The following is a 20934-nucleotide window of genomic DNA, read 5'->3' as shown; positions in this document are numbered from 1 at the left end:
GGCCCGCGCCGCAGGTCCTACCGGCATGACACGGAACGAGAAGTCGGCGACCGTCGGGCGACGGGTCGCGATGCTCGCCGACGTCGAGGCGCAACGGCTCGGCCTCGCCGACGTGCTCGACACCCTCGACGACGCCGAGTGGGCGACGCCGTCGCTGTGCGGCGACTGGACCTGCCACGAGGTCCTCGCCCACCTGGCCCTGTCCAACCGGTCGCCGTTCGTCGCCACGATGCTCGCGATGATCAGGGCGCGCGGTGACTTCGACCGGGTCTCGGCGGAGGAGGCGCGGGAGTACGCCCGGCGGTTCGGCCCCGCCGAGCTCCTCGGCCTGCTCCGGGAGACCGCGGGCCTGGACCGGAAGTTCGCCCTGGCCGGGAAGCTCGACCCCCTGGTCGACGTCCTGGTGCACGGCCAGGACATCCTCCGCCCGCTCGGACGGCGGCGCGCGATACCGGCCGATCTGGCCGTCCCGTCGCTCGACCACGTGTGGAAGAGCCCGTTCCTGACGATCCCGAAGCGGTTCGCCGGGATCCGGTTCGTCGCCACCGACGCCGGCTGGTCGAACGGCCAGGGCACGCACGAGCTGCGCGGGCCCGCCGGTGACCTGCTGCTGGCCGTCACCGGTCGCCCGGCCGGACTCGCGGCGCTCGACGGCCCGGCGCTGGCCGACATGACCCGGCGGCTGGCCTGAGCTCAGCCGGTCGCGACCTCGTCGGCCGCCCGGAGCACGCGCAGGGCGTTGCGCCCGGCGAGCTTCGCGCAGTCGTCGCTGCTCCAGCCGCCTGCCAGCAGCGCGTCGAACAGGCGCGGGTAGCCGGAGACGTCCTCGAGCCCGACCGGGAGGTCGGCGACACCGTCGTAGTCGCCGCCGATCCCGATGTGGTCGATCCCGGCCGCCTCGCGGACGTGGTCGAGGTGCGCGACGACGTCGTCCATCGTCGCCGACGGGGCGGCCGGGCCGTCCCACCGGTCGGCGAACGCGTTGCGGGCGGCGAGGTCGCGGTGGTCCAGACCCGCCGCGGTCATCTCCTCCGCGAGGCGAGTGTCCCAGTCGGCGACGACGGTCGAGACGAACCGGGGCACGAACGTCACCATGCAGACGCCACCGTTGCCGGGCAGTGCCGAGAGCACGTCGGCGGGCACGTTGCGCGGCACGTCGGTGACGGCGCGGGCGCCGGAGTGGGTGAACAGCACCGGGGCCGACGTCGTCTCCAGTGCGTCGCGCATCGTCGTCGCGGCGACGTGCGAAAGGTCGACGATCATGCCGATCCGGTTCATCTCGGCCACCACCACGCGCCCGAACGGGGCCAGCCCGCCGTGCACGGGCTCGTCGGTGGCCGAGTCGGCCCAGTCGTTGTTCAGGTTGTGGGTCAGCGTCATGTACCGGACCCCGGCCCGGCGCAGGGACCGCAGGACGCCCAGCGAGCCGGCGATCGCGTGCCCGCCCTCGGCGCCCATCAACGACGCGACCCGACCGCCGGCGAACGCGGCCTCGGCCTCGTCGGCGGTGTCGGCCAGGGCCAGGTCACCCGGGTAGCGGGCGGCGAGGCGGTGCACCCGGTCGATCTGCTCGAACACCGCCGTCACGGCGCTGTCGCCGGTGAACGAGCCGGGGACGTAGACCGACCAGAACTGCGCCCCGACCGCTCCGGCCCGCAGCCGCGGCAGGTCGGTGTGCAGGCGCGGCTCCACCGCCGCCAGGTCCGGTTCGGGCCCGTCCAGCAGGCGCAGCGCCCACGGGAGGTCGTTGTGGCCGTCGACGAGCGGAGTTGCGGCGAGCAGGTCGGCTGCGGTCATGGTCCGCAGTATGCGATCAGCCGGCCGGGGCCAGGATCTGCACCCCGTGCGCGGCGGCGTGCGCGGCGACCGCGTCCGGAGCGGGGGGACCGGCCTGGCCGAGCGCGACGTCGGGGGTGGGCAGGGTGTGGGTGACGCCGTCGAGGTCGACGTCCAGCTCGCCGTCGGTGAGGTGGAAGACCTTGTCCGCGACCCGACGCGACGGGGCCCGGTCCGCGCTGTCGCGAACCGGGCCCCAGGTCGGCCGAGAGGTCGTGCGTGGATATCACCGCCAGGACGGTGATATCCGCGCACGGGAGGTCAGCTGTACTTGATGACGCCGCGCATGATCTTGCCGTCGTGCATGTCCTGGTAGCCCTGGGCGACCTCGTCGAGGGTGTAGTTCTTGGTGACGAGCTCGTCGAGCTTCAGCGCGCCCGACCGGTACAGGTCGAGCTGGCGCAGGATGTCCCAGTTCGGGTTGGACTGCCCGAACATCGCGCCCTGGATCCGCTTCTGGAACAGGGTGACGTCGGCGAGCGAGACCGGCAGCGCGGTGGTGTCGGCGATGTTGCCCAGCGCCGTCACGACCACGGTGCCCGCCTTGCGGATCGAGGCCATGGCCTGACCCACGTACTCGGGCTTGATCACGCCGACGGTGATGATCGCCTGGTCGGCGCCCTGGCCGTTGGTGAACTGCTTGGCCAGCTCGGTGGCCTCCTCCATGGACTCGACCGCGTGCGTGGCGCCGAGCTCCTGGGCCTTCTCACGCTTGAACGCGACCGGGTCCACGGCGATGATGTTCGACGCTCCGGCGTGCCGGGCGCCCTGCACCGCGTTGATGCCGATGCCGCCGATGCCCATGACGATCGTGGTGTGGCCGGGCTGGACCTCGCCCGCGTTGACCGCGGAGCCCCAGCCGGTGCCGACGCCGCAGCCGACGAGGCAGGCCACGTCGAGCGGGATGTCGTCCGGGACCTTGACGCAGGAGTCCTGCGAGACCGTCGTGGTCTCGCAGAAGGTCGAGATGCCGCACATCTGGCCGACCGACGTGCCGTCGGTCAGCTTCAGACGGGTGGTGTCCTCCTCCCACCGGGTGCCGGCCAGCAGGCCCGCCCCGAGGTCGCAGAGGTTCTGCATGCCCGACGCGCACCAGCGGCAGTGGCCACAGGACGGCAGGAAGGAGAAGACGACGTGGTCGCCCTCCTTGAGCCCCTTGTTGTTGCGGCCGGCCTTGGTCACGATGCCGGCGCCCTCGTGGCCACCTGCGAACGGGTAGATGCCGACCGGGATGTCACCGGTGGCGATGTGGTCGTCCGAGTGGCAGAGGCCCGACGCGGTCATCTTGACCTGGACCTCGCCGTCGCGAGGGTCGTCCACCTCGAGGTCGACGACCTCGTACTTGCCCGGCGCCTGCCGGACGATTGCTCCGCGGGTCTGAGCCACTGTCGTGTTCTCCTTCGACATCATCGTCTGCGGGGATGCGCACGAGACCATATGGCTCCGGTCACCCGGGCGGAAGTACCACACGGCAATCGACGCCGATCAGTCGATTGTCGTCTGTCGGAGGTGGTCGGGACGCCGCGTACGACGTCCCGACCCTCACTCCGCGTGAAACGCCGGTCACCCGGCGGTGCGTCGCTCAGGAGTACTCGATGACACCCCGGATGTTCTTGCCGTCGCGCATGTCCTGGTAGCCCTGGTTGATCTCGTCGAGGTTGTAGGTCTTGGTGATCAGCTCGTCCAGCTTGAGCGCACCGGTCCGGTACAGGTCGAGCTGGCGCTTGATGTCCCAGTTCGGGTTGGAGCCGCCGAACAGGGCTCCCTGGATGCGCTTCTGGTAGAGCGTCAGCTCGGCGACCGGGATGGGGACGCCGACCTCGGTGATGTCCCCGATGCCGGTGACGACGGCGGTCCCGGCCTTGCGGATCGAGGCGAACGCCTGGGCGACGTGCTGGCCGGTGGTCACACCGACGGTGACGATCGCGGAGTCCGCGCCCTGCCCGTTGGTGAACTGCTTGGCCAGCTCGGTGGCCTCCTCCATGCTCGACGCGGCGTGCGTCGCGCCCATCTCCTGGGCCTTCTCGCGCTTGAAGGCCACCGGGTCGCAGGCGATGATGTTCGCCGCGCCGGCGTGCTTCGCGCCCTGCACGGCGTTGATCCCGATGCCACCGATGCCCATGACGATCACGGTGTGCCCGGGCTTGACCTCCGCGGCGTTGACCGCCGAACCCCAGCCGGTGCCGACACCGCACCCGACCAGGCAGGCGACGTTCAGCGGGATGTCCTTGTCGATCTTCACGGCCGACTCGATCGACGCCGTCGTCGTCTCGCAGAACGTGGAGATGCCGCAGGCCTGGCCGACCGCCTCGTCGCCGTCGACGGTGCGGAGCCGGTAGGTCCCGTCGGTCCAGCGCGGTCCCTCCAGGATGGACGCGCCGTGGTCGCACAGGTTCTGCTGCCCGCTGGCGCACCAGCGGCAGTGCCCGCACGAGGGGATGAACGAGAAGATGACGTGGTCGCCCTCCTCGATCCCCTTCGAGTTCGGCCCGACCTTCGTGACGACGCCCGCGCCCTCGTGGCCACCGGCCATCGGGTAGGTGCCGACCGTGATGTCGCCGGTGGCGAAGTGGTCGTCGGAGTGGCACATGCCCGACGCGACCATCTTGACCTGCAGTTCGTCCGGCCGCGGGTCCTCCAGCTCGAGGTCGACGACCTCGTACTTCCCCGGCGCCTGCCGGATCACTGCTCCACGGGTCCGCATCGCGGGCCTCCCTCGACGTCGTTGTCTCCTCGGATGCCTGGCCGACGATATGACCGCCGTCACGGTGCGGGAAGCGTCCTTCGCGGATTCGACCCCGACGGCCGAAACGTCTAGCCCGGACGGCCGGTGTGACGCGGGTTCGCGACCCGCAGCCGCGCCACGACGTCGGCCCGGACGGCGTCGACGACGTCGGCGCGTCCGTCCATCCCGCCGGCCCGGATCGCCGCCGCGAGGGCGGTGTCGCCGGTGACGCCGAGCGCGGCCAGTCGCTCCCGGTGGGCGACGTCGTGGGCGGGCCCGGCGCGCAGCTCACGCCGGGCGATGGCCAGTGCGTTCGCCGCGACGCGCGCGCTGAACCGCAGCCTCGCGTCGTCGAGTGCGTCGGGGAGCTCGTCGGTCAGGAAACCCGAGACGGCCTCGAGCAGCTCGTCGACGGTGGGGCGTCCGTGCAGGTCCGCGGCCCGGGCCGGTTCGTCGAGCAGGTCGGGGACGGCGGCCGGGGCGGTCAGGCCCAGCGCCAGGAGCGCGTCGTGCTCGGACTCGGCGGCGCGGCGCCCGAGCACGGCCATCTCGACGGTCCGCTCGGTGCCCGACAGGTGCCTCTCGGCCTGCATCCGGCAGATCACTGCCCAGTGCACGGCGGCGAAGACCTCCCACCATCGGACGACGCCGGGGTCCGGCCGGGTGCCGGCGACCTCGGCGTAGCCGTCGAACAGCTCGTCGTAGGGGCCGAACCCGCCCACCGGCTCCGGCGAGCCGAAGCGCCACGCCTTGCCGCAGAGCCAGCCCAGGTCCTCCATCGGGTCCCCGGCGTGCACCAGCTCCCAGTCCAGGACGCCGAGCACGCCGTCGGTGCCGTCGGTGCCGTCGGGTCCCGGCCCGATCAGCAGGTTGCCGGTGCGGAAGTCGCCGTGCACCAGGTGCGGCTCGACCACGGGCGGGCGGTGGAGCTCGAGCCACCGGAACACCAGCTCCAGCGCGGGGTTCGGCTCGCCGAAGCGGTCGTGGCGGTCGCGCAGGGCGTCGAGGCGGTCGCCGGTGCCGAGGTGATCGCCGACGCCGGGGGTCAGGACGTCGGCGGGCGGGATCGTGTGGATCCGGGCCAGGACCCGTCCCAGCTCGCGGGCCAGGCGCGGGCGCACGGCGGCCCAGCGCTCGTCGCGCAGCAGGCGGCGCGGGATCGTCTCGCCGTCGATACGGTCGACGATCAGGAACGGGGTACCGACGGCCGGGCCGCCGGACGCCGGTGCCCCGCCGTCCTCCGAGGCCGGGACCGCGCCGTCGCCGTGGGCGTGCAGGCGCGGGACCGGCACGCCGGCCGCGGCGGCGGCGGTGAACGCGGCCGCCTCGCGGGCCATCCCGGCGGCGTCGGCGTCGTCGGGACGGTCGCGGCGCAGCACGAGCGGGACCGGTGCGCTCCCGCCGTCGGGACCGCCGCCGGGGGTGGCGTCGAACGCCCAGGTCTCGCGGCTCGCCCCGCCCGCCAGGCGCGACAGGCCGGTGACCTGCACCGTTGTCCCCCATGCCCGTCGCAGGACCGCCTCCAGCGCCGCGCCGTCCACACCGACCCCCCGTCCCGCACCGGCATTCGACGATCGGCACCGGCGCGTCCGAGGGGTAGCGTCGATGATCGGACCGATCTCCCGCAACGACGAGGGAGCCCTGAGTGGATCGCACCCTGCCCACCGAGATCACCACGCTGCTCGCCGACCTCGACGCGTTCATCGCCGACGAGATCGTCCCGCTGCAGGCCGCCGACGACAACGAGCGCTTCTTCGACCACCGCCGCGAGTGGGCCCGCACCGACTTCGAGGCCGACGGCACCCCGCGACCGGAGTGGGAGGCGTTGCTCGGCGAGATGCGCCGGCGTGCCGACGCGGCCGGGTTCCTGCGCTACGGGCTCCCGGTCGAGCTCGGCGGGCGGGCCGGGTCGAACCTGGCGATGGCCGTCGTTCGCGAGCACCTGGCGCACCGGGGACTCGGGCTGCACAACGACCTGCAGGACGAGTCCTCGGTGGTCGGGAACTTCCCCGCGTTGCTGCTGCTGTGGCGCTTCGGCACGCCCGCGCAGCGCGAGGAGTTCTGCGAACGGATCATCACCGGCGAGCGCCGGGTCGGGTTCGGGCTGACCGAGCCCGACCACGGCAGCGACGCGACCTGGCTGGAGACCACCGCCGTCCGCGACGGCGACGACTGGGTCATCAACGGCCGCAAGCGCTGGAACACCGGCGTGCACACCGCCACCCACGACCTGATCTTCGCCCGGACCTCGGAGAGCGAGACCTCACGCGGCGGCAAGGCGGCCGCGATCAGCGCGTTCCTGGTCCCGACCGACTCCCCGGGTTTCTCCGTGCCGTTCTACTGGTGGACGTTCAACATGCCCACCGACCACGGCGAGGTCGAGCTGCACGACGTCCGGGTGCCGGCGTCGTCGATGCTCGGCGAGGAGGGGCGCGCGCTGGCCGTCGCGCAGACGTTCGTGCACGAGAACCGGATCCGCCAGGCCGCGTCCGGGGTCGGGGCGGCGCAGTACTGCATCGACCGCTCGGTCGCCTACGCAAAGGAGCGGGTGACGTTCGGTGAGCCGCTCTCGCGCCGGCAGGCGATCCAGTTCCCGCTGGTCGAGCTGCACACCGAGGCCGAGATGTGCCGGGTGCTGGTCCGCGCGACCGCGCACGAGCTCGACGTGCGCCCGCACATGGAGGTCAGCGACCGGGTGTCGATGTGCAACTACCGCGCCAACCGCCTCGTCTGCGACGCCGCCGACCGGGCGATGCAGGTGCACGGCGGCCTGGGCTACAGCCGCCACCAGCCGTTCGAGCACATCTACCGCCACCACCGCCGCTACCGGATCACCGAGGGATCCGAGGAGATCCAGATGCGGAAGGTCGCCGGCCACCTGTTCGGCTTCACGGGCGGATAGCGCTGCCGCGCCCGTGCGCGGATATCGCTGCCAGGGCGACGATATCCGCGCACGAGTGCGATCGCGCAGGTCAGCGCGGCATGCGTCGCCAGATCGGGCGGGGCAGCAGGCGCAGGACGGCGAACAGGGCGCGCAGGGTGCCGGGGACCCAGACGTCGCCGCCGCGGCCCTTCCGCAGTGCGGCGACGGTGGCGTCGGCGACCTGCTCGGGCGTCGACGACAGCGGCGCCGGTTTCATCCCCTCGGTCATCCGCCCGATCACGAAACCGGGCCGGACCAGCAGCAACCGCACCCCGGAACCGTGCAGCGCGTCGGCCAGGCCGGAGGCGAAGCCGTCGAGCCCGGCCTTCGCCGAGCCGTAGACGTAGTTGGCGCGCCGCACCCGGACCCCGGCCACCGACGAGTAGACGACGAGCGTCCCCTCCCCCTGGGCGCGCAGCGTGGCGGCCAGCTCGGTGAGGACGTGCACCTGCGCGACGTAGTCGGTGTGCACGACGGCGGCCGCGTGCGCGGCGTCGGTCTCGGCGCGGGCCTGGTCGCCGAGGATCCCGAACGCGACGACGACGGTGTCGATCCGGCCGTGCCGGGCCGTGACGTCGTCGATCAGCGTCCGGTGCGAGGAGAGGTCGTCGGCGTCGAACTCGACCGCGTCGACGGTCGTCGCACCGGCCCGTCGCAGACGCTCGCGCTCGACCTCCAGCTCACCGCAGCGCCGCGCGGCCAGCACGACCGTGCTCGCCTCGCTCCCGGCCAGCCGCTCCGCCACGGCCAGCCCGATCTCGCTCCGACCGCCCAGTACCAGCACCGTTCCGCCCACGACGGTCACTCTTCCAGCCCACCCGCGGCGCCCGGCGCGGCCCCACTCATGGCACTTCTGTACCGCCGTGCCGAACTCGTGCCGCATGAGTGCGGCGCGGGGCGGGTGGCCGCCGGGTGAGGCACGATCGGTCCGTGCTGAGCGACGGCGGACCCGTGTACGACTCCGTGCTCGAGGCGGTGGGCGCCACCCCGCTGGTGCGGCTGCGCCGGATCGTCCCGGACGGCGGCGCGCCGGTCTGGGTGAAGACCGAGTGGGCCAACCCGGGCGGGAGTGTGAAGGACCGCGCGGCGCTCAACATGGTCCTCGACGCCGAGCGCTCCGGGGCGCTGACTCCCGGCGGGACGATCGTCGAGGGCACGTCCGGCAACACCGGGATCGGCCTGGCCATGGTCGCCGCGGCACGCGGGTACCGGGCGGTGTTCGTCGTCCCGGACCGGACGACCAAGGAGAAGATCCAGCTCCTGAAGGCCTACGGCGCCGAGGTCGTCCCGACACCCGGGCTCGTCCCGCGTGAGGACCCGCGCCACGTCCAGCAGCTCGCGGCGCGGATCGTCGCCGAGACCCCGGGCGCGTGGCTGGCCGACCAGTACGGCAACCGGGCCAACCCGGACGTGCACGAGCAGACCACCGGCCCGGAGATCTGGGCCCAGACCGGCGGGCGGATCACCCACCTGGTGGCCGGTGCCGGAACCGGCGGCACGATCACCGGCACCGGCCGCTACCTGCAGCGCACGGGTGGGGTGACGGTCGTCGCCGCCGATCCCGAGTCCTCGCGCTACGGCGGCGGCGACGGCAGCCCGTACTTCATCGAGGCCGTCGGGCACTACCTGCACCCGGGCACCACGACCGACACCTGGCCGTCGGTGTTCGACACGTCCGTGCCGGACCGGTTCGAGCGGATCGGCGACGGCGAGTCGCTGCGCACCGTGCGCCGGCTCGCCCGCGAGGAGGGTCTGCTGGTCGGGGGCTCGGCCGGGACCGCGGTGGCCGCCGCCCTGCGGGTGTCGGCCACCGCCGGTCCGGATGCGCTGGTCGTCGCCGTGCTGCCGGACTCCGGACGGATCTACCTGTCCAAGTACTTCGACGACGACTGGCTCACCACCCTCGGGTTCCTCGACGCCCCCGGAGGGCCCCTGGTCCGCGACCGGGTCGGGACCTACGAGCCCGGACTGTTCGTGGCGCCGTCGACGAGCACGGTCGCATCCCTGATCACGGCGGTGCCCCCGGGGACCGCCGTCGTCCCGGTCGTCCAGCCGCGGCGCACGGACGCGACGACGTGGTCGGGACCGGACGTCGTCGGCACGATCGCGGTCGCGGACCTGGCCACGCTCGACCCGTCCGCCGAGGTGGGCGCGCACGCCGGACCGCCGCCGCCCGCCGTCGGGCACGGGGAGGGCGCCGCCGCGGCCCGGGCCCGGATCGGCGACGGTCCCGCCGACGCACCGGTGCTGGTGCTCGTCGACGGCCGCGCCGTCACCACGACCACCCGCGCAGCGCTGCACACCTGAGCAGCCTTCCCCGAGTGACGCGACGCTGCGGTCCGGGCACGGATCCGGCACCGTGGTGCGTCACCCGGTGATCCACATCCGGCGGTCGTGTGTGGCCGGTCACACCGCCGTCGCGGCATGACCGCGGGAGCGCAGGGTGTTGTGGCGAGGAGCAACCCGGCGGAGAGGGGAACGACGTGGAGCTGCTGCTGCAGCACGGGCTGACCGTGGCGGGCCAGTTCATCTCGTGGGCCGAGCTGGTCGGGCAGATCGGCGCGCTGGCCGTGGTGTTCCTGGCCCAGCGGCGCAGCCTGGCGACGTGGCCGGTGCAGATGGCCGCGTGCATCCTGCTGTTCTCCGTCTACATCTCCGCGCACCTCGGCGGACTCGCGTTCCGGCAGGTCATCGTGTTCGCGATCTCGGTGTTCGGGCTGATCGCCTGGATGCGGCGCCGCGACCCCGTCTACGGGCTCGCCGTGCGCACGGCGACGTGGACGCAGCGGCTCGGGCTCGCCGCCCTGCTCGTCGTGGGGACGGCCGGGATGGCGTTCGTGCTCGACGCCCTCGACGCCTCGTGGGCACCGTGGCCGGACGCCGCGATCTTCGTCGGGACGGCCGTCGCGTTCCTCGCCCAGGGCCTGCGCCTGATCGAGTTCTGGCTGCTCTGGCTGCTGGTCGACGCCGTCGGTGTCCCGCTGCAGATCGCCTCCGGCCTCTACTTCTCCGCCGCGATCTACATCGTGTTCGCCGTCCTGGTGGTGCAGGGATGGTGGAGCTGGGTCCGTTCCCGCCGCGCCGCCGACGCCGCCCTGCCCGCACGGGTCCCCAGCACCACCTCCTGATCCGTCCCCGGCCCCGAGGCGGCCATAATCCCGGGGTGAGTCCCGAACCGACGTCGCGCCGGGCCGCCGTGCTCGGCTCACCGATCACGCACTCGTTGTCCCCCGCGCTGCACAACGCCGCCTACACCGCGCTCGGCCTGCCGGGCTGGCACTACGACGCGCACGAGGTCGACGAGCGGGCGCTGCCCGGGTTCGTGGACTCCCTCGGCCCGGAGTGGGCCGGGCTGTCGCTGACGATGCCGCTCAAGCGGGTCGCGCTCGACGTCGCCGACCACGTCGCCCCGGCGGCGGCCGCGATCGGGGCGGCCAACACCCTGGTGTTCGGCCCCGACGGCCGTACCGTGCACAACACCGACGTGACGGGCATCGTCGCGGCCCTGCGCCGGGCCCGCGATGCGGGCGTCCCGGGGCCGGACGGCGCGGTCGCGGCGGAGGCCGACCGCCCGGCGGCGGGGTCCGGCGCCTTCGCGGTGGAGCCCGACGGCCCGGCGGCGGGGTCCGGCGACCTCGCGACGGGGTCCGGCGACCTCGCGACGGGGTCCGGTACCGGTCGCGACAGCTCGGCCGGCAGCCGGGGACGGGCCGTGAACCGGGCCGTCGTACTCGGCGCCGGGGGGACGGCGCAGGCCGCGATCGCGGCGCTGGCCGAACTCGGGATGCCGGAGGTCGCGGTCCTGGTCCGCGACGCCGGGCGGACCACCGAGTTGCGGGAGACGGCGCGTCGCCTGGGCACGGACCCGCAGATCCGAGCCGTGCTCACCGACCCCCTCGAGGCCGCGCGCGCCCTGGACGGCGCCGACGTCGTGATCTCCACGCTCCCCGCCGGTGCCGCCGACGAGCTCGCCGGGGCGCGTTGGAGGCCGGGCACGACCCTGCTCGACGCGGTCTACGCGCCGTGGCCGACCGCCGTCGCGGCGGGGGCGGCGGCCGGAGGGGCGACGATCGTCAGCGGTCTGGAGATGCTGCTGCAGCAGGCGATCGCGCAGGTCGAGCTGATGACCGGCCGTCCGGGCCCGGAGCAGGCCATGCGCGAGGCGCTCGACGCGGCCGTCCTCGCCCGCAGCGCCTGATCCCCGCAGCGCCTGATCCCCGCAGCGCCTGATCCCGTACGGGAGTACACCGGCCCGGGCAGCGCGTGCGGGCGCGGACCCGCGCAGCGGTCCCGTGGGCGGGCCGGGTCAGCGTGCGGCGCCCGCAGCGGCCGGCCGGGTGCCCGCGGCCCGGCGGGTGCGGCGTTCCCGGCCCCACGGCGTCCGGCCCCAGGGCTTGGCGACCGACGCCCACGTCATGAACAGGAACGCGACGATGTTGAGCCCCGCGCCGTAGGCGAGCTGCCCGGCGACCGGGCTCTCCGGCGCGCCCGCCGCCACCGCCGCGATGCTCTCCTCGACCCAGACCCCGATCAGGAACGTGCTGTAGACGATCACGGCGACAGTCAGCACGAGCTTGGTCAGCACCCACCAGTACCGCGAGAGTCCCCACGGGCTCGCCACCGACACCACGACGCCGCTGACCAGGGTCGCGAAGGCCAGCGGAATGACCAGCCACCAGTCGATCCGGTCGATCAGCTGGTAGCAGGCCAGTCGCAGGACCGGGTCGGGCGAGTATCCGGCGGTCAGCGCCAGCACGACGTTCGCCGCTCCCGCGCCCATCCACCCCACCGAGACCGCGACGTGGACGAACACCAGCAGCTGACGCGTCTTCTTCCCGACCAGGGCACGAGCCATGCGTCGACTATAAGGCTCCTGATACCAGCCCGCCACCGCGCGCGACGGGTTCACGGCGACGACGATGGACCCCATGGCGCAGGAGGTGCACGAGGACAAGGTCTGTGCCGTGTGCGGGCGGCGGATCACCTGGCGTCGCAAGTGGGCGAAGAACTGGGACCAGGTCCGCTACTGCGGCGCCGCGTGCCGCTCGCGGGGTGTCCGCGACGTCGACGGGCAGCTGGAGCAGGCGATCGGGGACCTCCTCGACGCCCGCGCCCGGACGTCGACGATCTGCCCGTCCGAGGCGGCCCGCAAGGTCGACCCGGAGGGCTGGCGGGACCTGATGGAGCCGGCCCGGATGGCGGCGCGGCGGCTCGTCGAGGCGGGGTCGGTCGAGATCGTGCAGTCCGGGCACGTCGTGGACCCGTCGACGGCGAAGGGACCGATCCGGATCCGCCGGACGCGGTGAGCCCGGGAGACGGGGATGGCAGAGTCCTCGCCATGCCCGAGGACGTCTACACCCACGGCCACCACGAGGTCGTGCTCCGCTCGCACGGTGCCCGCACGGCCGTGAACTCCTGCGGCTACCTGCTCCCCCTGCTGCGCCCGGACCTGACGCTGCTCGACGTCGGGTGCGGGCCCGGCAGCATCACCGTCGACCTGGCGGAGATCCTCGGTCCGGGCCGGGTGCGCGGCGTCGAGGTCACCGAGGACCCGCTGCACCAGGCCCGGGCGACCGCGGCCGGACGCGGGGTGGACGTCAGCTTCGCCGTCGACGACGTCTACGCGCTCTCCGACGCCGACGACACCTACGACGTCACGCACGCCCACCAGGTTCTGCAGCACCTGTCCGACCCGGTCGCCGCACTGCGCGAGATGCGGCGGGTGACCCGTCCCGGCGGGGTGGTCGCGGTGCGCGACGCCGACTACGCCGCGTTCCACTGGTGGCCCGCCGACGAGCGTCTGGACAGCTGGCTCGACCTCTACCGCGGCGTCGCCCGCGGCAACGACGCCGAGCCCGACGCCGGCCGCCGCTTGCTCGCCTGGGCGCACGAGGCCGGGTTCACCGAGGTCACGCCGTCGGCGTCGGTGTGGTGCTACGCCACGCCGGAGGAGACGGCGACCTGGGGCGGGATGTGGGCGGAGCGGATCCGCTCGTCACGCATCGGTGAGCAGGCCCTCGAACGCGGGCTGGCCACCCCCGAGGACATCGCGGAGATCTCACAGGCCTGGCGGGACTGGGCCGCGCACCCGGACGCGTACTTCGTCATCCCGCACGGCGAGGTACTGGCCCGCGCCTGACCCCCTGTGCGCGGATATCGTCGCCAGGGCGGCTACATCCGCTCACGAGCATGCAGCGAGACGGCGTAGTCGCCGCCGACGTAGGGGTCGCGGGTCCAGGTGGACCAGCGCCCGACCGGGGTCAGGCCGGCGTCGGTGCACCAGGCGTCGTACTCGTCGAGACCCGGCCATCCGTCCTGCAGCTGGAACCCGGCGAGCAGGTGCCCGCCCGGGACGAGGTGCCGGGCGCACGCGGCCACGACCGCGGTCCGGTGCTCGGGTGCCGCGTAGGGGATGACGTTGCCCGCCAGCACGACGAGGTCGAACCGCTCGTCGAGCACCAGGTCCTGCAGCCCGCTCTGCACCCAGCGCAGGTCGGGGGCCTTGTCCCGGCAGGCGGCGATCATGTCCGGGTCCGGGTCCACGCCGACGACGGCGACACCGCGCCGGGCCAGCTCGATCCCGACCCGCCCGGTGCCGCAACCGCCGTCGAGCACCGAGGCCGGGCCGAACGAGGACACCAGGTCGGCCTCGCCGTGCGGGTTCTCCCCCGCCTGCTCCATCGCCGTCCAGCGCTCGTCGTAGCGCTCCAGGTCGACGCCGTCCTTCCAGGCCGACCAGGCCTGGGGAAGGCCGGCGGGGGCGCACAACGGATCGTCGGTCATCCCCGGAGCCTACGAGCCCGCCCCCGGCCGGCCGAGACGATGTCCGTTCCGGAGGCTCCTCGCACGCCGCGACGCCCGGTGCGCCCGTTCAGCGGCGGCGCGCCACGAACCCCGCGATCGCGACGACGCCGAGCAGGGCCAGCTGCCCGCCGAGGACGATCCGGTTGACGTCGACGGCCGGGTGCCAGGAGACCTTGCCGTCGGCGGAGATCGAGAAGGCCCCCACCGGCCGGGCGACGACCCCCGTGCCCTGACCGCGCCGCCCCGGTCCGGACCCACCACCGGCCCGGACGCGCGCCACCGGGACGACCACCGCCCCGGCCTGCTCGACGGGTGCACCGAACACCTGGTCGCGGCCGATCCGGTCGGCGAGCTGGTCGACGGCGGGCCGGGGGTCCGGCGAACTCTGCTGCGTCATGCCTCCACCTTGGACCGGTGGGAACGGCTCCTCTCCGGCACCCCCTCGTCGGGACCGTCACCGGCCCTGCGGCGACTCCCCGAGACCGGCACGGCGGGCCCGGGCCACGGCCTCGGCGCGGCCGTGCACCTGCAGCTTCGCGAAGATCGACGACGTGTGGTTGGTGACGGTCTTGGGCGCGAGCCCGAGCCGGGCACCGATCGCGGCGGTGCCCAGACCAGAGGTGAGCAGCTCCAGGACCTGCAGCTCGCGCGGGGTGAGCTCCGGGAACGGGGCCGCCTGCGCGACCGGGCCGGACAGCTGCCCGAGGACACGCCGGGCGACGCCGGGCCCGAAGATCGCCTCCCCGGCGGCCACGGCCTGGATCGCCCGCACGATCTCGTCCTGCGACGCACCCTTGAGCAGGTAGCCCCGGGCCCCGGCACGCATGGCGGCGAACACCGAGTCGTCGTCGTCGAACATCGTCAGCATCAGCACGGCGACGTCCGGCGCGGCGCGGCCGATCTCGCGGGCCGCCGCGACGCCGTCGAGGTCGGGCATCTGCAGGTCCAGCACGAGGACGTCGGGTCGCTCGGTGACGGCGGCACGGATCGCCTCGCGCCCGCCGGACGCGGTGCCGACGACATCGATCCCCTCCCGCGACGACAGCAGCGCCGACAACCCGTCCCGGACGACGGGGTGGTCGTCGGCCAGCACCACCCGGATCGTCACGACGCCGCCCCGGTCAGCGGCAGCCTCGCCGCGACCCGTCCCCCGCCGGGCTCCGGACCGGCCGCCACGCTGCCGCCGAGCTCGGCGGCGCGCTCGCGCATCGAGGTCAGACCGACGCCGGGCGTCCATCCGGACGCGCGGCCGCCGTCGTCGTCCACCGACACCTCCAGCGCGCCGTCCACCTCGATCCGCAGGTCCACCCGCTCGCCGCCGGAATGCCGGACCGCGTTCGTCAGCGCCTCCACCGCGATCCGGTAGGCGGCCACCTCCACCGCCGCCGGGAGCTGCGGCAGCGTCGCGGGCGCGTGCACGGCCACGGTGGGCGCACCGACACCGAGCTGGTCGGCGTGCCGGCGCAGCGCCTCGATGAGGCCGAGCTCGTCGAGCGCGGGCGGGCGCAGGTCGTGCACGAGACGCCGGACGTCGGCGATCGCCTCGGTCGCCGCGGCCCGCAGGGCGATCAGCAGGTCCGCGGCCGCCTCCGGGTCGGACGTGAGGAGGTTGCCGGCCGCGTCGGCCTGGAACGAGATGCCGGTCAGGACGGGGCCGAGGCCGTCGTGCAGATCGCGGCGCAGACGGCGGCGCTCCTCCTCACGGGCGGCCACGATCTGCTCGCGCGAGCGCTGCAACGACTCCGACAGGGCCGTCGCGTGCACGGCGACGGCCAGCGGCGCGGCGAGGATCTCCAGCGCCGCACGGTCCGCCCGGTCCAGGCCGCGTTGCCCGGGCCGTGCGCCGACGGCGAGCTCGCCGACGCGCTCGCCCTGAAAGTTCAGCCCGACGACCTCCTGCGAGTCGGTGGGGTCGCCGTGGCGGGCCCGTTCGGTCCCGTCGCGGCGCAGCGCGGCGTAGGGCAGGCGCAGCGCCTCGCACACGGCGGCGAGGACCTCGCCCGGGTCGTCCCCTCCGGAACGGAGTCGCTCCCCCATCCGCGCCAGCGCGCGCACCGGGTCGGCGCGGTCGCCGTAGAGCGCGCGGTCGACGACCCGCTGCAGCCGCACGCGCACCGGGTTGAACCCGACCGCGATCACGAGCGTGGCCAGCACCGAGTCACCGATCCCGGGACCGGGGCGCAGCACCTGCCCGGCGAAGGCCACCAGCCCGAGGTAGGCCACGACGACGGCGCAGGTCAGCAGGGCGTAGAGCACCGTGCGGGAGAGGACCAGCCGGATGTCGAGCAGCTGGTGGCGCAGCACCGCGATCGTCATCGCGCCGGGGACCAGCGCGATCGCCAGCAGCTGCAGGATCGGGCCGGCCGTGAACAGCCCCCACGGCACCAGCATCACGGTGACCACGACCAGCGCCAGGACCAGCCAGAGGAGCTGGCGACGCCGCTGCTCGTCGCCGCGGCGGTAGCGCAGCACGAGACCGGCCACGGCCAGCAGGTAGACGGCGATGTTGATCAGCTCCGCGGCCGTCCACAACGGCGCGAGCTGCGCGTACCCGGTGAGGACCGGCCAGGGCTGCACGGGGCCGGCGGCGGTCGGGAGTCCGGCCGGGTCGCTGCCGACCTCGAGGGCGAACAGCGGTCCGAGCAGTACGGCCAGCCCGACGGCGGCCCGCCAGAACCGTCCGGGCAGCAGGCGGCCCTCGGGGAACATCAGCAGCGCCAGCGGCAGGAACGTCCCGATCGACCACGGCCACGCGTACGCGGTGACCGTGGCCAGGGTCCGCAGCGCCGGGCCGGACCACCCGGCCCGGGCGGCCAGGTCGAGCAGTGGCGCGAACGCGGCGGTGCCGGACTGGGCGACGCCGGCGGCCAGGAGCAGCCAGCCGACCGGGTTGCGCGGCCGCTGCCACGCGATCAGGAACCCGGCGATGCCGCAGGACAGGCCGATCACGAAGTTCGTGACGACGAAGGCGTCGACCATCTCGGCGAACGTCCAGCCGGCGGCCGCGGCGGCGACCGCACCGGCGACGAGCTCGGCGAGGACGACCCCGGCCACGACGAACGCCGTCACCGGACCTCGCCCGGTGCGGTCATACCCGTCGCTGGTCACCGCGGAAGTGTGGCCCAGGTCGCACCCCCGTGTCCCGGGTCCGTTCCCGGTGCGGTCCGGGATCCTGCCCGGGTGGGCCCCGGGGACCGTCCCTTCCGGACGGGTCGGCGCCGCTCGCACGCTGCCGTCATGACGACCACAGCCCTCGCCCCGCCCACCGGCGCCGACCGATCCCACCGGTTGCGGACCGCCGTCCTGATCGCCCCGATCGGCCCGCTGGCCGTCGCGGCACTGCGCGGCGTGATGCCCTACTCCACCGACGACGACCCGCTCACGATCGCCACCTCGGCGGCCGACCGGCCCGGTGCGCAGAGCGCCGTACTCTGGCTCGCCTACCTCGCCCTCCTGACGCTGCCGCTCGGTGTGCTCGTCGTCGGGCGGGTGGCCGCGGCCGCCCGCCCGGTGCTCGGCACGGTCGCGGCCGTGCTGAGCTGGGTGGGATTCACCAGCCTGTTCTGGGTGACCGCGTCCGACCAGCTCGTGCTGGCCGCGCCGCGCGCCGGCGTCGCGCCGGGCACCGTCGCCGCCCTGAGCGGCGCCCTCGACGCGAACCCGACCGCCGTGGTCGCCTCGCTGCTGTTCGTGGGCGGGCACATCCTCGGCACGGTGCTGCTCGGGATCGCCCTCTGGCGGGTGATCCCCCGCTGGGTCGCGGTCGCGCTGGTCGTGTCCCAGCCGCTGCACCTGGTGTTCGCGGTCGTGGTGCCGAACCACCTGCTCGACGCGCTGGCGTGGTGCCTCACCGCGCTCGGGTTCGGCGTCGCGGCGACGGCGGCGGGGCGGGTGCAGCGATGATCCGCGCCGGTCTCCTGCTGCTCGGGTTGCTGTCGCTGGTCGACGTGGCCGGGATCCTGCTCACCGACGGCGAGCACCCGCCGATCGCGATCGCCGCGATCGGGACGGCGATAGGCGTCGTGTCGCTGGCCCTGCTGTGGTTCGCGTGGCGCGGCCACCGGGGCGCGACGATCGGGCTGGTGCTGCTGCGCCTGGTCTCCGCGGCGACCGCGGTGCCGGCCTTCACCGAGCCCGGCGTCCCGGCGGCCGCCCGGGTGGCCGCGGGGGCGGTCGTCGTGCTCACGGTCGTCGGCTGCGGCCTGGTCGTACCGGCACTGCGACGGGGCGTCGTCCGGTCCGGGTGACCGCTCCGGCGGGCTGCTCGCGCAGCCTTCGTGCGGGCCGGCCGCACGGAGGCTCCGCCAGTGCGGGCACCGTCAGGTGGAGGGGTTCGCCTCCAGATGGGCCAGGACCGCGAGGACCCGGATGTGGTCCTCGTCCGACGCGGCCAGCCCGAGCTTTCCGATGATCGAACCGGTGTGGGTCTCGACGGCGGAGGCGCCGCCGGGGGCCGAGCTCTTCGGGGCCGGCCTGGGGGTGCTCGCGCTGCTCCCGGTGCTCGCGTGGTTCGGGCTGCGCCGGTCCGGTGGCGGGAGGGTCGCGATATGGGTCGCCGTCGTGTTCCGGATGATCTCGTCGCTGCTGCCGATGCTCGGGCTGGGTGAGATGCCCGTGTGGATGGCGGTGGTGACCGTGGTGCTCCTGGCGGCCGCGGTCGTCGCCGTGGTGATGGTCCGCCCGGCCCAGGGACGACGCGAGCCTGCCCTCGCCTGACCCGGCGTCCCGGGGCGCCGCACCCGTGGAGCTTCCGTGTCGCGGGCCCGCACGACAGCTCCACGAGCCGGAGGCGCAGCCGTCTCGCGCCGGGGGTCGTGCGCGGATATCGCTGCTCCGGCAGCGATATCTGCGCACGGGCGGCGTCAGCCGCGCTATCCGCAGACGGCCCCGTCGGCGGCGGAGGAGACGAGCTTGGCGTACTTGCCGAGCACGCCGTAGCGGTTCGTCGGCTCCGGGCGGACCCAGGCGGCGCGGCGGCGCTCGAACTCGGCGTCGTCGATGTCCAGGCTCAGCGTCCGGTCGGTCATGTCCAGGGTGATCCGGTCGCCGGTCTCGACCAGGGCGATCGGGCCGCCGTCCGCGGCCTCCGGGGCGACGTGCCCGACGCACAGGCCGGTGGTCGCGCCGGAGAACCGGCCGTCGGTCACCAGCAGCACGTCCTTGCCCAGCCCGGCGCCCTTGATCCGCCCGGTGACGGCGAGCATCTCCCGCATCCCCGGACCGCCGCGCGGACCCTCGTAGCGGATCACCACGATGTCCCCGGCGCCGACCGTGCCGTCGTCGACGGCGTCGAGTGCGCCCTGCTCGCCGTCGAACACCCGGGCGGTGCCGACGAACTGCGCCGCGTCGAAGCCCGCGGACTTGACCACCGCACCGTCCGGGGCCAGCGACCCGCGCAGGATCGTCAGGCCGCCGGTGGGGTGGATCGGGTTCTTCAGGTCGCGGATCACCGAGCCGTCGATGCCCGGCGGGTCCAGCTCGGCCAGGTTCTCCGCCACCGTGCGCCCGGTGACGGTCAGCGCGTCGCCGTGGAGCAGTCCGGCGTCGAGCAGCGCCTTCATCACCACCGGCACGCCGCCGACCTGGTCGACGGCGTACATCAGGTGCTTGCCGAACGGCTTGACGTCGGCCAGGTGCGGCACCCGGTCGCCGACCCGGTTGAAGTCGTCGAGCTCCAGCGGGACCCCGGCCTCGCGGGCGATCGCGAGCAGGTGCAACACCGCGTTCGTGGACCCGCCGAACGCCACGACGACGGCGATCGCGTTCTCGAACGCCTCCCGGGTCATCACGTCCCGGGCCGTGATCCCCTTCTCGATCATGCCGATGGCCGCCTCACCGGACGCGCGGGCGACGCCGTCGCGGCGACGGTCCACCGCGGGCGGGCTGGCCGAGCCCGGCAGCGCCATGCCCATCGCCTCGGCCGCCGCGGCCATCGTGTTCGCGGTGTAGAAGCCGCCGCAGGCACCCTCGCCGGGACACATCGCCCGCTCCAGGGTGTCCAGCTCGGCCTCGGTGATCAACCCGCGCGAGCACGCGCCGATCCCCTCGAACGCGTCCGAGATGTTGACCTCCCGGTCGCCCACCCGGCCCGGCATGATCGACCCGGCGTAGACGAACACCCCGGCCAGGTCCAGCCGTGCCGCGGCCATCAGCATCCCGGGCAGCGACTTGTCGCAGCCGGCGAGCAGCACCGTTCCGTCGAGACGCTCGGCCTGCACCACCGTCTCCACCGAGTCGGCGATGATCTCGCGGCTGACCAGCGAGTAGTGCATCCCGACGTGGCCCATCGAGATGGCGTCGGAGACCGAGATCGTGCCGAACTCCATCGGGTAGCCGCCCGCGGCGTGCACGCCCTCCTTGGCCGCCATCGCCAGGCGCTGCAGCGACAGGTTGCACGGGGTGATCTCGTTCCAGCTCGACGCAATGCCGATCTGCGGCTTGCGGAAGTCGTCGTCGCGCATCCCGACCGCGCGCAGCATGCTGCGCGCGGCGGTGGCGCCGATGCCGTCGGTGACCTGATGGCTGCGCGGCTTGAGGTCCCTGCGGGTCGCCGGATCGGTCGTCGTCATGGGGACTCCTCGCGTGGTGGTGTGCAATTCCGGACGCCGTCAGCGTGACGCCCGCCGCCATACCTACCCCGACCGGG

Annotated in this window: 21 protein-coding genes; 10 read left to right on the top strand and 11 right to left on the bottom strand. The window is 74.0% G+C overall.

Features of this window, described 5'->3' with window-relative positions:
* Positions 1-25: 25 nt before the first annotated feature.
* Positions 26-691 carry a maleylpyruvate isomerase family mycothiol-dependent enzyme gene (locus tag EV383_RS14705; protein WP_130290440.1) on the top strand — a complete coding sequence of 222 codons (666 nt, stop codon included), beginning with the start codon at positions 26-28 and terminating at the stop codon, positions 689-691.
* Between the two features lie 2 nt (positions 692-693).
* On the opposite strand, the gene EV383_RS14700 is transcribed toward EV383_RS14705, so the two are convergent.
* The 4 genes from EV383_RS14700 to EV383_RS14685 all read right to left on the bottom strand — a co-directional run bounded on the left by EV383_RS14700 (position 694) and on the right by EV383_RS14685 (position 6102).
* Positions 694-1797: a dipeptidase gene (locus tag EV383_RS14700; protein WP_130290439.1), complete on the bottom strand. Its 1104-nt coding sequence runs from the start codon at positions 1795-1797 to the stop codon at positions 694-696.
* A 300-nt stretch (positions 1798-2097) separates the two neighbouring features.
* Positions 2098-3222: an NDMA-dependent alcohol dehydrogenase gene (locus EV383_RS14695; RefSeq protein WP_242623104.1), complete on the bottom strand. Its 1125-nt coding sequence runs from the start codon at positions 3220-3222 to the stop codon at positions 2098-2100.
* Positions 3223-3418: 196 nt separating this feature from the next.
* Positions 3419-4540 carry an NDMA-dependent alcohol dehydrogenase gene (locus EV383_RS14690; RefSeq protein WP_130290438.1) on the bottom strand — a complete coding sequence of 374 codons (1122 nt, stop codon included), beginning with the start codon at positions 4538-4540 and terminating at the stop codon, positions 3419-3421.
* A 110-nt stretch (positions 4541-4650) separates the two neighbouring features.
* Positions 4651-6102 (bottom strand): phosphotransferase family protein, encoded by a 1452-nt coding sequence (locus tag EV383_RS14685; protein ID WP_242623103.1) that lies wholly within the window; start codon positions 6100-6102, stop codon positions 4651-4653.
* 104 nt (positions 6103-6206) lie between these two features.
* Between EV383_RS14685 and EV383_RS14680 the strand changes: the two genes are divergently transcribed.
* A complete protein-coding gene (locus EV383_RS14680; RefSeq protein ID WP_130290437.1) occupies positions 6207-7463 on the top strand; it encodes an acyl-CoA dehydrogenase family protein in 1257 nt (418 codons plus the stop codon).
* Between the two features lie 70 nt (positions 7464-7533).
* Here EV383_RS14680 and dprE2 read toward each other — a convergent pair whose 3' ends face one another.
* Positions 7534-8280, bottom strand: a complete 747-nt coding sequence (gene dprE2, locus EV383_RS14675; protein WP_130290436.1) for a decaprenylphospho-beta-D-erythro-pentofuranosid-2-ulose 2-reductase — start codon at positions 8278-8280, stop codon at positions 7534-7536.
* Between the two features lie 134 nt (positions 8281-8414).
* On the opposite strand from dprE2, the gene EV383_RS14670 reads away from it, so the two are divergent.
* The 3 genes from EV383_RS14670 (at position 8415) to EV383_RS14660 (ending at position 11682) form a co-directional block, all read left to right on the top strand.
* A complete protein-coding gene (locus EV383_RS14670) occupies positions 8415-9791 on the top strand; it encodes a PLP-dependent cysteine synthase family protein (protein WP_207223529.1) in 1377 nt (458 codons plus the stop codon).
* A gap of 176 nt (positions 9792-9967) precedes the next feature.
* The gene (locus EV383_RS14665; RefSeq protein WP_130290435.1) at positions 9968-10612 is read left to right on the top strand and encodes a nicotinamide mononucleotide transporter family protein; all 645 of its coding nucleotides are present in this window, start codon (positions 9968-9970) and stop codon (positions 10610-10612) included.
* A 35-nt stretch (positions 10613-10647) separates the two neighbouring features.
* Positions 10648-11682 carry a shikimate dehydrogenase gene (locus EV383_RS14660; protein WP_242623102.1) on the top strand — a complete coding sequence of 345 codons (1035 nt, stop codon included), beginning with the start codon at positions 10648-10650 and terminating at the stop codon, positions 11680-11682.
* 108 nt (positions 11683-11790) lie between these two features.
* Here EV383_RS14660 and EV383_RS14655 read toward each other — a convergent pair whose 3' ends face one another.
* Positions 11791-12339, bottom strand: coding sequence for a DUF2269 family protein (locus EV383_RS14655; protein WP_130290433.1), 549 nt, complete (start codon positions 12337-12339; stop codon positions 11791-11793).
* Between the two features lie 73 nt (positions 12340-12412).
* Between EV383_RS14655 and EV383_RS14650 the strand changes: the two genes are divergently transcribed.
* Positions 12413-12790: a DUF2256 and DUF3253 domain-containing protein gene (locus tag EV383_RS14650; RefSeq protein ID WP_207223528.1), complete on the top strand. Its 378-nt coding sequence runs from the start codon at positions 12413-12415 to the stop codon at positions 12788-12790.
* Positions 12791-12822: 32 nt separating this feature from the next.
* A complete protein-coding gene (locus EV383_RS14645; protein WP_130290431.1) occupies positions 12823-13623 on the top strand; it encodes a methyltransferase domain-containing protein in 801 nt (266 codons plus the stop codon).
* 32 nt (positions 13624-13655) lie between these two features.
* Here the strand turns inward: EV383_RS14645 and EV383_RS14640 are convergent, their stop codons facing one another.
* From EV383_RS14640 to EV383_RS32180, 4 genes are all read right to left on the bottom strand, one after another.
* Positions 13656-14267: a class I SAM-dependent methyltransferase gene (locus EV383_RS14640; protein ID WP_130290430.1), complete on the bottom strand. Its 612-nt coding sequence runs from the start codon at positions 14265-14267 to the stop codon at positions 13656-13658.
* Between the two features lie 88 nt (positions 14268-14355).
* Entirely contained in the window at positions 14356-14685 is a 330-nt protein-coding gene (locus EV383_RS14635; protein WP_130290429.1) for a hypothetical protein, read from the bottom strand.
* A 57-nt stretch (positions 14686-14742) separates the two neighbouring features.
* Positions 14743-15396, bottom strand: a complete 654-nt coding sequence (locus tag EV383_RS14630) for a response regulator (protein WP_207223897.1) — start codon at positions 15394-15396, stop codon at positions 14743-14745.
* Positions 15393-17396 carry a sensor histidine kinase gene (locus EV383_RS32180; RefSeq protein ID WP_130290428.1) on the bottom strand — a complete coding sequence of 668 codons (2004 nt, stop codon included), beginning with the start codon at positions 17394-17396 and terminating at the stop codon, positions 15393-15395. The genes EV383_RS14630 and EV383_RS32180 overlap by 4 nt, the downstream gene beginning before the upstream one ends.
* 129 nt (positions 17397-17525) lie before the next feature.
* Between EV383_RS32180 and EV383_RS14620 the strand changes: the two genes are divergently transcribed.
* The 3 genes from EV383_RS14620 (at position 17526) to EV383_RS31195 (ending at position 19004) form a co-directional block, all read left to right on the top strand.
* Entirely contained in the window at positions 17526-18191 is a 666-nt protein-coding gene (locus EV383_RS14620; protein ID WP_130290427.1) for a hypothetical protein, read from the top strand.
* Complete coding sequence (locus tag EV383_RS14615; RefSeq protein WP_130290426.1) at positions 18188-18535, top strand: hypothetical protein; 348 nt, start codon at positions 18188-18190, stop codon at positions 18533-18535. Before EV383_RS14620 ends, EV383_RS14615 begins: the two co-directional genes overlap by 4 nt.
* A 172-nt stretch (positions 18536-18707) precedes the next feature.
* The gene (locus tag EV383_RS31195; protein ID WP_207223527.1) at positions 18708-19004 is read left to right on the top strand and encodes a hypothetical protein; all 297 of its coding nucleotides are present in this window, start codon (positions 18708-18710) and stop codon (positions 19002-19004) included.
* A gap of 155 nt (positions 19005-19159) precedes the next feature.
* Here EV383_RS31195 and ilvD read toward each other — a convergent pair whose 3' ends face one another.
* Positions 19160-20857, bottom strand: coding sequence for a dihydroxy-acid dehydratase (ilvD, locus tag EV383_RS14605; RefSeq protein ID WP_130290425.1), 1698 nt, complete (start codon positions 20855-20857; stop codon positions 19160-19162).
* Positions 20858-20934 lie beyond the last annotated feature (77 nt).

Source organism: Pseudonocardia sediminis (assembly GCF_004217185.1).
GTDB lineage: Bacteria > Actinomycetota > Actinomycetes > Mycobacteriales > Pseudonocardiaceae > Pseudonocardia > Pseudonocardia sediminis.
This window is presented reverse-complemented; position numbering and strand designations above follow the sequence as displayed.

Coding starts and splice junctions, on each gene's coding strand:
- EV383_RS14655 (WP_130290433.1), bottom strand. CDS start 12,339: ATGGCTCGTGCCCTGGTCGGGAAGAAGACGCGTCAGCTGCTGGTGTTC.
- EV383_RS14700 (WP_130290439.1), bottom strand. CDS start 1,797: ATGACCGCAGCCGACCTGCTCGCCGCAACTCCGCTCGTCGACGGCCAC.
- EV383_RS14620 (WP_130290427.1), top strand. CDS start 17,526: ATGACGACCACAGCCCTCGCCCCGCCCACCGGCGCCGACCGATCCCAC.
- EV383_RS14640 (WP_130290430.1), bottom strand. CDS start 14,267: ATGACCGACGATCCGTTGTGCGCCCCCGCCGGCCTTCCCCAGGCCTGG.
- EV383_RS14650 (WP_207223528.1), top strand. CDS start 12,413: ATGGCGCAGGAGGTGCACGAGGACAAGGTCTGTGCCGTGTGCGGGCGG.
- EV383_RS14705 (WP_130290440.1), top strand. CDS start 26: ATGACACGGAACGAGAAGTCGGCGACCGTCGGGCGACGGGTCGCGATG.
- ilvD (WP_130290425.1), bottom strand. CDS start 20,857: ATGACGACGACCGATCCGGCGACCCGCAGGGACCTCAAGCCGCGCAGC.
- EV383_RS14690 (WP_130290438.1), bottom strand. CDS start 4,540: ATGCGGACCCGTGGAGCAGTGATCCGGCAGGCGCCGGGGAAGTACGAG.
- EV383_RS14645 (WP_130290431.1), top strand. CDS start 12,823: ATGCCCGAGGACGTCTACACCCACGGCCACCACGAGGTCGTGCTCCGC.
- EV383_RS14635 (WP_130290429.1), bottom strand. CDS start 14,685: ATGACGCAGCAGAGTTCGCCGGACCCCCGGCCCGCCGTCGACCAGCTC.
- EV383_RS14615 (WP_130290426.1), top strand. CDS start 18,188: ATGATCCGCGCCGGTCTCCTGCTGCTCGGGTTGCTGTCGCTGGTCGAC.